Genomic DNA, 11,971 nt, shown 5'->3' with positions numbered 1-11,971 from the left:
AGCGGCCCCTATTCGATCTCGACGACTTCCACCCGCGCGCCGTTCAGCACCAGGGCGATCTCGCCGCGCTTCAGCTTCAGCGCATCCTCGCCGAAGATCTGGCGGCGCCAGCCCTTCATGGCGTCGATGTCGGCATCGTCGCTGATGGCGATCTTTTCCAGGTCCGACACGGTGGCGATCAGCTTGGAGGCCACGCCGGCGTTGTCGCTCTTGGCCTTCAGCAGCACCTTCAACAGTTCCACCACCGACGGTGGGGCCGGCTGGCGGTGGGCGGGGCGCTCCATCTCGGGCGCATGCGATTCGGGATCGGCCAGAACCCGCTTCAGCTCCTCAGCCAGTTCCAGACCCAGGCGCGAACCGCCGAAACCCTTGGGCACCGAGCGCAGGCGATTGAAGGCCTCGACATCCGTCGGCGTCTGCTGGGCGATCTCGTCGATGCCCTCGTCCTTCAGGATGCGGCCGCGCGGCTGGTCGCGCTCCTGCGCCGCCCGCTCGCGCCAGACGGCGACGGCCTTGAACGCCGCCAGATATTTGGCCGAGAACTTCTTGGGCTTCAGCCGCTTCCAGGCGTTTTCCGGATTGGTGTCGTAGAGGGCCGGATCGGTCAGGCTCTCCATCTCCGACATCACCCACTCCAGCCGGCCTTCCTTCTGCAGCCGGTCGCGCAGCTTGGGATACAGCGCCGCAAGGTGAGTCACGTCGCCCAGCGCATAGACGAGTTGGTTCTCCGACAACGGCCGGCGCGCCCAGTCGGTGAAGCGGCTGCCCTTGTCCACCTCGATGCGCAACATCTGCCGCACCAGCGAATCATAGGCGACCTGTTCGCCGAACCCGGCGGCCATGGCGGCGACCTGGGTGTCGAACATCGGCTTGGGCATGGCCCCCAGGCGCACGAAGATTTCCACGTCCTGGCGACAGGCGTGGAAGACCTTCACGATCTTCTCATCGCGCAGCAGGTCCAGGAACGGCTCCAGATCCAGCCCCTCCGCCATCGGGTCGATGATGGCGGCGTGATCGGCCGAGGCCGCCTGGATTAGGCAGAGCTTCGGCCAATAGGTCGTTTCCCGCATGAACTCGGTGTCGACCGTGATGAAAGGAGCGTTGGCTACGCGGGCGCAGAAATCGGCCAGCGCCTCGGTGGTGGTGATCGGCATCATTCCGATGCTATAGCCCCGAGCATCCTACCTGTGGCAAGAGCCGCGCTGCATTTCCGCCCCGATTCAGGCCCGAGATCCCATGAGCGACACCCAAAAGCCTCTCGAAAACGGTCTGACCTACGCCGATGCGGGCGTGGACATCGACGCGGGTGAAATGCTGGTCGAACATATCAAGCCGCTGGCGAAATCGACGGCGCGCCCCGGATCGGAGCCCTCGCTGGGCGGATTCGGCGCCCTGTTCGACCTTAAGGCCGCCGGCTTCCAGGACCCGCTGATCGTCACCACGACCGACGGCGTCGGCACCAAGCTGAAGATCGCGATCGAGACCGGCCGTCATGACGGCGTCGGCGTCGACCTGGTCGCCATGTGCGTCAACGACCTGTTGGCCCAGGGCGCCGAACCCCTGCTGTTCCTCGACTATTACGCGACCGGCCGGCTCGAGATCGACGCCGCCCGCCGCGTCGTCGCCGGCATCGCCGAGGGTTGTCGCCAGGCCGGCTGCGCCCTGGTCGGGGGCGAGACCGCCGAAATGCCGGGCATGTACACCGAGGGCGACTACGATCTGGCCGGCTTCAGCCTGGGCGCCGTCGAGCGCGGCCACGCCCTGCCCTATCTGGATCGCCAAGCGGCCGGCGACGTCATCATCGGCCTGGCCTCCACCGGCCCGCATTCCAACGGCTATTCGCTGGTGCGCAAGGTGGTCGAGAAGTCCGGCCTGGCCTGGGGCGACGACGCCCCCTTCGCCAAGGACCGTTCGCTGGCCCAGGCCCTGATGGAGCCGACCCGCATCTATGTGAAGCCGGTCCTGCCAATCATGAAGGCGGGCCTGGTCAAGGGCGCGGCCCACATCACCGGCGGCGGCCTGATCGAAAACCCGCCTCGCTGCATCGCCGAGGGTCTGCAGGCCCGCTTCGACTGGAACGCCTGGCCCATGCCCGCCGTCTTCCAGTGGCTGGCCGAAACCGGCGGCATCAGCGACCATGAGATGCGCCGCACCTTCAATTGCGGCGTCGGTTTCATCCTGATCGTCTCGCCCGAGAACGCTGAGCCGGTGCTGGCGGCCCTGCTCAACGCCGGCGAAGTCGCGTTCGTCTGCGGACAACTGGAAGCGGCCTGAGACTGTGGAGACGCGCGTCGCCGTCCTGATCTCTGGGGCGGGCTCCAACATGGCGGCTCTGATCGACGCCGGTCAGGCGCCGGACAACGGCTATGAGGTCGTGCTGGTGCTGTCGAACATCGAGGGCGCGGGCGGTCTGGCGATTGCGGCCGCCAAGGGCGTGGCGACGGCGACCGTGACGCACAAACCGTTCGGGAAGGATCGCGAGGCGCATGAGCGGGCGGTGGACGCGGTCCTGCGCGACGTCGGTGTCGAGGTCGTAGCGCTGGCCGGCTATATGCGTGTTCTGACGCCCTGGCTGGTCGGCGGCTGGCGCGAGCGGATGCTGAACATTCACCCCAGCCTGCTGCCCCTGTATCCCGGCTTGGACACCCACGCCCGTGCGATCGCCGCCGGCGACGCCGAGGCCGGCTGCACGGTCCATCTGGTGACCGAGGGCGTGGACGAGGGACCGATCCTTGGCCAAGCGCGCGTGCCGATCGTCGAGGGCGACACGGCCGGGGCCCTGGCCGAACGGGTCAAGACTGCGGAGCATCAGCTTTACCCGCAGGTGCTGACCGACTTCTGCCGAGACCTGCCCCGCCGTTAGCGGCGCGAAGATTACAAAAACGTCATGCGACAGACCGCCGCACCGGCGCAATGGTGCGCCCGACCTCAATCGGGACCCTCTCTATCCATGACTCGCATTCGTCTGATGGCCGCCTGCTCGGCCTGTATCGTCGTCGCTCTCACCGGCGGCGCGGCCTCGGCCCAGGACGCTTCGGCCCAGCATTCGCACGGCATGGCCGGTGCGGCCCACAGCCCCTTCGGCGCTTGGGGCTTCGATCTGGCCGGTCGCGACACCTCGGTGAAGCCCGGCGACGACTTCAACGAATATGCCAACGGAACCTATCTGCGCACGACCGAGATTCCGGCCGACAAGTCGCGCTTCGGCCCATTCGACGTCCTGTATGAGAACGCCCAGTCCCAGCTGAAGTCGATCATCGAAACCAGCGCCGCCAATCCCGCCAACGAGAACGCCCGCAAGGTCGGCGCCCTGTACGCCAGCTTCATGGACGAGGCGAAGATCGAGCAGCTGGGCGCAACGCCGCTGGCCGCCGACCTCGCCGCCGTCAAGGCGGTCACCGACCACGCCGGCATGGCGCGCCTGATGGGCGAGAGCCATTCGGGCTTCGGCGGCTCACTGTTCGGCATCGATGTGTTCGAGGACCTGAAGAACCCCAATCTGAACTCGGCCTATCTGGGTCAGGGGTCGCTGGGCCTGCCGGACCGCGACTACTATCTGAAGGCCGACTTCGCCGCCCAGCGCGAGGCCTATCTGGCCTATCTGACGACCACCCTGACCGCCATCGGCTGGGCCGACCCGGCCAAAACCGCCGCCGACATCCTGGCCTTCGAAACCAAGGTCGCCGACAAGCAGTGGACGACCGTCGAGCGTCGCCAGATCGACAAGCTGTACAACCCGGCCAAGGCCTCGGACCTGGCGACCCTAGCTCCCGGCTTCGACTGGGCCGGTTTCCTGGCGGGGGCCCAGGTGTCGGACGTCGACACCCTGGTGCTGATGGAAAACACCGCCATCCCCGCCATCGCCCAGGTGTTCGCCGACACCCCCATCGAGACGCTGAAGGCCTGGCAGGCGTTCAACGTCGTCGATCAGGCCAGCCCCTATCTGTCCAAGGCCTTCGTCGACGCCCGCTTCGACTTCCGCGGTAAGACCCTACGCGGTCAGCCCGAAAACCGTCCCCGCTGGAATCGGGGCGTGGCCCTGGTCGACGGCCAGCTTGGCGAGGTCCTGGCCCAGGAATACGTCCGCCTGCACTTCCCCGCCTCGTCCAAGGCCCAGATGGAAGCCCTGGTCGGCAACATCCGCGACGCCATGACGGAGCGGCTGAAGACCCTGGACTGGATGAGCGAGCCCACGCGCGAGCAGGCCCTGTACAAGATGTCCAAGTTCGGGGTGAAGATCGGCTATCCCGACAAGTGGCGCTCGTATGACGGCCTGGAGCTGAAGGCCGACGACCTGTACGGCAACGTCGAACGCTCATCGGCCTTCGAATGGGCGTACAAGCGCGGCAAGATCGGCAAGCCGGTCGATCCGCTGGAATGGGGCATGACGCCCCAGACGGTGAACGCCTACTACAACCCGCCGCGCAACGAGATTGTCTTCCCGGCCGCCATCCTGCAGGCGCCCTTCTTCGATCCGAACGCGGACCCGGCCGTCAACTACGGCGGCATCGGCGCGGTCATCGGCCACGAAATCACCCACGGCTTCGACGATCAGGGCCGCAAGTCCGACGGCGACGGCGTGCTGCGCGACTGGTGGACGCCGGAAGACGCCGCCCGCTTCGAGGCGCGCGCCAAGGTGCTGGGCGACATCTATGACAAGCTGGAGCCGATCCCCGGCGTGCATGTCAACGGCGACCTGACGATGGGCGAGAACATCGCCGACCTGGGCGGCCTGCTGCTGGCGCTGGACGCCTATCACAAGTCTCTGAACGGCCAGCCGGCGCCGGTCATCGACGGGCTGACGGGCGATCAGCGCGTCTTCCTAGGCTGGGCGCAGGTCTGGCGCGAGAAGTCGCGCGAGGCGGCCCTGAAGGAACAGCTGACCACCGACCCGCACTCGCCCGGCCCGGTGCGCGCCGCGACCTCGCCGCGCAACATCGACGCCTGGTACGCGGCCTTCGGCGTCTCCCCGGACCAGAAGGAATATATCGCGCCCGAGGCCCGCGCCCGCATCTGGTAAGGGCGCCGGACGCCAGACGTAGAAAAGGCCCGGAGCGAGCGCTCCGGGCCTTTTTGTCATCCGGGCTTTCGCCCGAAAGACTGAGCCCGATTTAGCGGGGCTTGGTCGCCGCGCCGGCGACGGCGCCGATGGCGGCGCCGGCCACGGTCGAACCCGTGTTGCCGCCGATGACCTGACCGGCGACGGCGCCGCCCAGGGCGCCGGTGGCGGCGCGTTGTTCCATCGTTTGGCCGCAGGCGGCCAGCAGGGCCACGACGCCGATGACGGGGGCCAGTTTGATCATGGTCTTCATGGGTCTTCTCCGGGAGACGAACGAGATAATGACCACCAAACGACAAGGCCCGCGTCCGGTTCCGGGCGCGGGCCTATATAGTCACGCTATGCGAGAGGCTTCGCTCTCGCATCGCTTTGTTTCGGCGCTACGCTCGGGACGCGGTCCCGCGCGACTTGAGCGCCTTGTGTTCGCGCTACGCTCGGAACGCGGTCCCTCGCGGCTTGAGCGCTTAGCCTACGATCTGGTCGTCGGTGAAGAACTGGGCGATCTCGATCTTGGCGTTGTCCTGGCTGTCCGAACCGTGGACCGAGTTTTCACCGATCGACAGGGCGAACTGCTTGCGGATGGTGCCTTCGGCGGCCTGTTCCGGGTTGGTGGCGCCCATGACTTCGCGATAGGCGGCGACGGCGTTGTCGCCTTCCAGCACCTGAACGACGACCGGCTCGGCCGTCATCTGCTCGACCAGCTCGCCGTAGAACGGGCGCTCGGCGTGCACTTCGTAGAATTTCTTGGCTTGTTCGGTCGTCAGCTTGACGCGACGCTGGGCCACGATGCGCAGGCCGGCGCCTTCGATCACGGCATTGATCGCGCCGGTCAGGTTGCGGCGCGTGGCGTCGGGCTTGATGATCGAGAAGGTACGTTCGGTCATGGGAATTGACTTCTTGTTGGGAGATTGAGTGTCGCGGGCTTATAGCGACCACCTCCCGCGTTTCCAACCGTCCCTTTTTGCATCCCTGACGCACGCCGCATGGCGACCTGCCGATTGAGGGACGCCGCCCAACCGAAGAACCTTCGCCGCAATGCTCCAGATCACCGACCTGACCTTCAACGCCTGGGGCCGCAAGTTTCTCGTGGACGCCTCCGTCAGCCTGCCGCCCGGCTCCAAGGTCGGTCTGGTCGGCCGCAACGGCATCGGCAAATCGACCCTGTTCAAGCTGATCCTGGGCGAGCTTCACGCCGCCGGCGACGAGATCAGCCTGCCCAAGACCGCCCGTATTGGCTCGGTCGATCAGGAGCATCCGGCGACCCCCGTCAGCGTCATCGACACCATCCTTGAGGCCGACGTCGAACGCCACACCCTGCTGGGCCGACTCGAGACCGCAGAACCGGAAGAGATGGGCGAGATCTGGTCGCGCCTGATTGAGATCGACGCCGACGCCGCGCCCGCGCGCGCCGCCGAAATCCTGGTCGGTCTGGGCTTCGACCAGGAAAACCAGGCCCGACCGATGTCCGAGTTCTCGGGCGGTTGGCGGATGCGCGTCGCCCTGGCCGCCGCCCTGTTCGCCGAGCCGGACATGCTGCTGCTGGACGAACCGACCAACTACCTCGACCTGGAAGGCGCCTTGTGGCTGGAGGCGCGGCTGAAGAAATACCCGCACACCGCCCTGATCATTTCCCACGACCGCGAGATGTTGAACGAGGTCTGCACCCATATCCTGCACCTCGCGAACCACACCCTGACGCTCTACACCGGCAACTACGACGCCTTCGAAAAGGCTCGCGCGGAGAAGGCGCGCCTCCAGCTGTCTGCCAAGGCCAAGCAGGACGCCGAACGCGCCCACCTTCAGGCCTTCGTCGATCGGTTCAAGGCCAAGGCCTCCAAGGCCGCGCAGGCCCAGTCGCGCATGAAGCGGCTGGAGAAGATGCAGCCGGTCGCCACCACGATCGAGGAGCGCGTCGCCCCCTTCACCCTGCCCTCGCCGCCGCGTCCGTTGGCGCCGCCGCTGATCCGGCTGGAGCGGGCCAATGTCGGCTATGAGCCGGGCAAGCCGATCCTGCGCAATCTGAACCTGCGCATGGACCTGGACGACCGCATTGGCCTGCTGGGCGTCAACGGCGCGGGCAAGTCGACCTTCGCCAAGATGATCGCCGGCGCTCTGGACGTGTCCGAGGGCGAGCTTCACCGCGACAGGAAGATGCGCGTCGGCTGGTTCCACCAGCACCAGATCGAGGCCATGGACCCGACCGACACGCCGCTGGAAATCATCCGCCGCGCCATGCCGGATGCGCCCGAAAGCGCCCGACGCTCCAAGCTGGCCCAGTTCGGCCTGGGCTATGAGAAGCAGGAGACCACAGTCGACAGCCTGTCGGGCGGCGAGCGCGCGCGGCTGCTGCTGAACATGGTGGCGATGGACGCGCCCCACGTCCTGATCCTGGACGAACCGACCAACCACCTGGACATCGACAGCCGTCGCGCCCTGCTGGATGCGCTGAACGACTACAACGGCGCCGTCATCCTGATCACCCACGACCGCTCGCTGATGGAGATGGTGGCGGATCGCCTGTGGCTGGCCGCCGACGGCACGGTCAAGCCGTTCGACGGCGACATGGACGACTACGCCAAGTTCGTCCTGGACCGCGCGAAACAGGCCATCGCCAAGCCCAGCCAGATCAAGAAGGAAGAGGCCAAGGCGAACTCAGGCGCCCCTCAAGCAGAGAGCGCCCGCGGCGCGAACGATAGGGGCAACAAGAAGCGATCCGGCCCCTCGCCCTCGACCCTGCGCCATGCGGTCAAGAAGGCCGAGGAGACCATGACCCGCCTGACGGCCGAGATCGCCCGCATCGACGACGACATGGCCACCGCCTCGGTCAGCAATCCCAAGGCCCTCGAAGGCCTGACCCGCGCCCGCGCCAAGACCGAGGCCGATCTGGCCGCCGCCGAAGCCGCCTGGGTCGCCGCCGAAGAAGCCCTCGCCGAAGTCGCATGAAACCGATCGAATTCTCCAAGGAAGAACGCGCGGCGATCACCGCCAAACTGCGCGACTACTTCGCCCGAGAACTGGATCAGGAACTCGGCCAGCTTCCGGCCGATATGCTGCTGGACTTCATCGGCACGGAGATCGGCGGCGCCTTCTACAATCGCGGCGTCCACGACGCCCAGCAGTTGGTCCAGCAGAAGGCCGAGGACATCGTCGAGGCGCTGTATGGCCTCGAACGCGCAGCCCCCACGCGCTGACCGACCCGTATCGCTGAATGGGTCGGCCCAAACGAAAACCGCCCGGCGCATTCACGCCGGGCGGTCGGATCGGTCGGCGCTTTAGGCCGGAAGGTCTTCGGCCAGGATCGCCATTTCGAACATGAACGAGCCTTCCTCGTCCTCATCCTCGAAAACGATGCCGATGAACTCGTCGCCGACATAGACCTCGGCCGAGTCATTCTGCTTGGGGCGGGCCTTCACGATGATGCCGCCGGTGTTGAAGGTGCGCTTGAGGTGAGCCTCGATGCGCTTCAGGTCGGTGTCTTTCACGGGGGGCCTCATGGTCTGGACGTTGGCGGCGGACCCTAGAGACATCGGCGGTTCAGGGAAACTGGCGCCGCGCATTTTCCCGCTTCAGAGATACTTCATCCACCATTGCGAACTGTGCCGCTTGACCCCGCCAAACCATCGGCAGGCGAACCAGCAAGGCACGGCGACCAGGCCCGCCAGCAACCACACCCAGCCGACGCCGGGCACGCCGAAGCCCTCGCCCTGATTGGCGCCGAACAGCATCAGGGCCGCCAGGTTCAGCAGATGCAGCCCGTAGAGGTGGATCAGATAGAAGAACAGCGGCGCTCCGCCAAAGACCGCCAGCACGCCGACCAACCGATCCGGCGCCTTTTCCAGCCCCGCCAGGATCAGCGCGCCTATCCCCAGCGTCAGCAGCAGGAAGTCGGCCGACGGCGGATATTTGGTCAGGTTCAGCACGCTCATCACCGTCTGGATCGGCGTCGCCTGCACGGCCCACGGCGCATCGCCGTAGACGTTGATCGCCCGCAGCACGACGAACAGGGCCAGCGCGCCCACTCCGGTCAGCACCAGCCGCTTCAGCCGCGTCCCCTGCCCGCCTGCGAACCACGGCCCTATGGCATAGCCCAAAGCCGCCACGCCGATCCACGGCAGCAGCGGATAGGAGGTCCTCGCCTGACCGCTCCACGGCAAATCGATGAAACCGCGATCATGCAGCACAGCCCAGATCGCATGGCCTGGCTGCCCTGCCGCGATGGTGATCGGGTCCAGCAGATTGTGACCCAGCACGATGACCAACCCCACGCCGATCAGCACCGCGCGCGGCAGATGCACCAGGGACGCCAGCGCGATCATCGACAGGCCGATGGCCCAGATCACCTGCAAATAGATCAACTCGGGCGTGATCGAGAAGGTCCAAGCGAAGTTGACCACCGTCAGCTCCAGCACGACCAGAAACACACCGCGTTTCAGCAGAAAGGCCGATGCCGCGCCGGCTCCGTTCCCACCGCCCGCCTGCTTGTTTCCGTACAGCCAGGCTCCCAACCCCGTCAGGGCCACGAACACCGGCGCGCACAGATGGGCCGACAGCCGGGTGAAGAACAACGCCGGCGAGGTCGTCTCCACATTCATCGGGTCCGAGACCTGGGCGTGGATGAAGAAGAACTCCCGCGCGTGATCGACCAGCATCAGCAGGATGACCAGCCCGCGCAGGGCGTCGATGGATCGAATCCGACCGACCGCTCGGACCGCGGCGGTTATCGGAGTGGCGAAGGCGGGGACAGGCGTTGCAGCGGTTGACATCGTCATACCGGAGCGGATAGCCGATATATTATAACGTTTCAAACGGAGTCTGCCTTGTCTCTCCTCCTGAGCTGCGCCGGCGCATGCCTGCTGGGCGCCGCCAACAGCCCCATCGTCACACCCGTCCCATTGCCCGTTGGGACGGCCGAACCCGCGACTGTCGGGGAGATCGTCGTTCTGGGCCGCCGTTCGGCGCCGCGTGACCTGACCCTGGGCGCAGGATCGATCACCGAGGCCATGTCTCCGTCCAGCCGCTCTATCGAGAACGATCTGATCAAGGCCGTGGGCGCAACGCGCCTTGCCGATGCGCTGGAACTGGTCAGCGGCATCAGCCAGCAGAACAATCGCGGCGGCGTCATGGACAACTTCGCCATCCGCGGCTTCCTGGGCACGCCCGACGGCGGCGCGGAATATTATGTCGACGGCTTCCTGGCCAATCGCGGCATGGCCCCGCCTCGCGACCCAGCGACGTCCGAGCGGATCGAAGTGCTGAAGGGGCCGTCCGGCGCGCTGTTCGGCGACATCGACCCGGCCGGACGCATCAATATCGTCTCCAAGACCCCGCGTTTTGCGCCCGCCGCCGCCTTTACCGCCACGGTGGGATCCTTCGGCCTGCGTCGCGGCGAGCTGGACCTGACCGGCCCGATCAACGACTCCCTGGCCGGACGGCTTGTGGTGGCGGGCGAGACCTCGAACGGCTGGCGCGACTATGTCGGCCTGGACCGCACCGTCGTGGCGCCGTCCCTGACCTGGCGTCCCACCGATGATCTGCGCCTGACCTATGTGGGCGAGTTCACCACCTTCACGACCCTGTTCGACCGGGGGATGCCGGCGATCAACGGCGACGCGCTGTTCCTGCCGCCCTCCAACTACTACGGCGAGCCCGGCGACGGCGTGACCCGCTTCCGCAACGAACGGCATCAGATCACCGGCGAATACCGGATCAATGACGACTGGAGCCTGAACGGCGGCGTCGCCTGGCGCGGCGGCTCGCTGAAGGGCCTGTCCAGCGATCAGTCGCGCCTGGTCGGCGACCAGCTGTGGCGTCAGCGTCGCGGACGCGACTTCTCGGTCGAGGACCTGTCGGCCCGGCTCGAGCTGAACGGCGTGGTCGAAACGGGGCTGGGCGTTCACAACCTCGGTTTCGGGGTGAAGGCCTATCAGCTGACCTATGGCGAGAAGTGGCTGCGCATCAATCCGACTGCGGCCAATCCCTATCCGATCAATGTCCTCAATCCCGTCTATGGCGCGATCACGCCGCCGACGCCCCTGCCCTTCACCGACAATCTGGAAACGCGCGACGTCGTCACCCTGTACGCCCAGGATCTGTGGGAGGTGAACGACCGCCTCAGCCTGCTGGCCGGGCTGCGATTCGACGACTACGACCAGACCATCCGAAACAACCGCACTGGCGCCGTCGGCGAGGCCCGCGATACGCCCCTGAAATACCGCTTCGCCGCCCGCTATCGCCTGACCGACAACCTGACCGCCCACGCCAGCTATGGTCAGTCGTTCGTGCTGAACTCGGGCACGGGCCGCGACGGCTCCGGCTTCGCGCCCGAGGATGGCAAGGGCTATGAGATCGGCCTGGCCGGCGCCTGGGACGGACTGGATTTGGCCGCCACCGTCTTCGACATCGAGAAGTCGAACATTCTGACGACTGATCCCGTCGATCCCAATTTCCTGGCCCCGGTCGGCAAGCTGACGACGCGCGGGATCGAGCTGGACGGCGCCTTGAAGATCGACGACGTCTGGCAGGTGGTGGCCAACTACGGCTGGACCGACGCCAAGGCCGACGACAGCGCCTTCGCAACCGACGCCGTGCTGAACGTGCCCGAACATTCGGGCTCGCTGTTCGTGATCGGTCGCTTCCCCACCATCCACGGCACGACCTGGTCGTTCATGACCGGCGCGGCCTACGTCGGCGACCGGGCCGGCGGCCTGGCGCTCGGCGCGCCCGAACTGCCCGCCTATTGGAAGGCCAAGGCGGCGCTGGACTACGGACTGACGCCCCAGATCACCGCCCGCGTCGAGATCGACAACCTGTTTGACGAGCGTTACGCCGCCAGCTCCTACAGCGCCCTGTGGATCTACCCCGGCGCCCCACGCAGCGTCCGCGCCTCGCTCAGGATCGCCCTGTGAGGCGTCG

General features: G+C 66.6%; 11 protein-coding genes. 6 read left to right on the top strand and 5 right to left on the bottom strand.

All coding sequences use genetic code 11. The features are described 5' to 3' along the window. Positions 1-8 precede the first annotated feature (8 nt). Positions 9-1,157 carry a ribonuclease D gene (rnd, locus tag GGC30_RS09680; protein WP_153923650.1) on the bottom strand — a complete coding sequence of 383 codons (1,149 nt, stop codon included), beginning with the start codon at positions 1,155-1,157 and terminating at the stop codon, positions 9-11. Positions 1,158-1,236: 79 nt separating this feature from the next. On the opposite strand from rnd, the gene purM reads away from it, so the two are divergent. From purM to GGC30_RS09665, 3 genes are all read left to right on the top strand, one after another. After that, entirely contained in the window at positions 1,237-2,274 is a 1,038-nt protein-coding gene (gene purM, locus GGC30_RS09675) for a phosphoribosylformylglycinamidine cyclo-ligase (RefSeq protein WP_153923648.1), read from the top strand. Positions 2,275-2,278: 4 nt separating this feature from the next. Further along, positions 2,279-2,863: a phosphoribosylglycinamide formyltransferase gene (purN, locus tag GGC30_RS09670; protein ID WP_370451941.1), complete on the top strand. Its 585-nt coding sequence runs from the start codon at positions 2,279-2,281 to the stop codon at positions 2,861-2,863. An 87-nt stretch (positions 2,864-2,950) separates the two neighbouring features. Then, positions 2,951-5,020 (top strand): M13 family metallopeptidase, encoded by a 2,070-nt coding sequence (locus tag GGC30_RS09665; RefSeq protein ID WP_153923646.1) that lies wholly within the window; start codon positions 2,951-2,953, stop codon positions 5,018-5,020. Positions 5,021-5,111: 91 nt separating this feature from the next. Here the strand turns inward: GGC30_RS09665 and GGC30_RS09660 are convergent, their stop codons facing one another. Beyond that, on the bottom strand, positions 5,112-5,312 hold the full coding sequence (locus GGC30_RS09660) for a YMGG-like glycine zipper-containing protein (RefSeq protein ID WP_017504673.1): 201 nt from the start codon (positions 5,310-5,312) through the stop codon (positions 5,112-5,114). Positions 5,313-5,523: 211 nt separating this feature from the next. After that, a complete protein-coding gene (ndk, locus tag GGC30_RS09655) occupies positions 5,524-5,943 on the bottom strand; it encodes a nucleoside-diphosphate kinase (protein WP_017504672.1) in 420 nt (139 codons plus the stop codon). Positions 5,944-6,094: 151 nt separating this feature from the next. Between ndk and GGC30_RS09650 the strand changes: the two genes are divergently transcribed. Continuing rightward, positions 6,095-8,002, top strand: a complete 1,908-nt coding sequence (locus GGC30_RS09650; RefSeq protein WP_055754807.1) for an ABC-F family ATP-binding cassette domain-containing protein — start codon at positions 6,095-6,097, stop codon at positions 8,000-8,002. Next, positions 7,999-8,250 (top strand): DUF2164 domain-containing protein, encoded by a 252-nt coding sequence (locus GGC30_RS09645; protein WP_153923644.1) that lies wholly within the window; start codon positions 7,999-8,001, stop codon positions 8,248-8,250. Before GGC30_RS09650 ends, GGC30_RS09645 begins: the two co-directional genes overlap by 4 nt. A gap of 81 nt (positions 8,251-8,331) precedes the next feature. On the opposite strand, the gene GGC30_RS09640 is transcribed toward GGC30_RS09645, so the two are convergent. Together GGC30_RS09640 and GGC30_RS09635 are read right to left on the bottom strand one after the other, a co-directional pair. Then, positions 8,332-8,553 (bottom strand): DUF3126 family protein, encoded by a 222-nt coding sequence (locus tag GGC30_RS09640; RefSeq protein ID WP_039243756.1) that lies wholly within the window; start codon positions 8,551-8,553, stop codon positions 8,332-8,334. 72 nt (positions 8,554-8,625) lie between these two features. Further along, on the bottom strand, positions 8,626-9,822 hold the full coding sequence (locus tag GGC30_RS09635) for a DUF1624 domain-containing protein (protein WP_194943572.1): 1,197 nt from the start codon (positions 9,820-9,822) through the stop codon (positions 8,626-8,628). 54 nt (positions 9,823-9,876) lie between these two features. Between GGC30_RS09635 and GGC30_RS09630 the strand changes: the two genes are divergently transcribed. Continuing rightward, positions 9,877-11,964 (top strand): TonB-dependent siderophore receptor, encoded by a 2,088-nt coding sequence (locus GGC30_RS09630; protein ID WP_153923641.1) that lies wholly within the window; start codon positions 9,877-9,879, stop codon positions 11,962-11,964. The last annotated feature ends 7 nt before the right edge of the window (positions 11,965-11,971 follow it).

Origin of the sequence: Brevundimonas sp. SPF441 (assembly GCF_009661015.1) — a bacterium.
GTDB classification, from domain to species: domain Bacteria; phylum Pseudomonadota; class Alphaproteobacteria; order Caulobacterales; family Caulobacteraceae; genus Brevundimonas; species Brevundimonas vesicularis.
The sequence above is the reverse complement of the archived record's forward strand: the minus strand, read 5'-3'. Positions and strand labels throughout refer to the sequence as shown.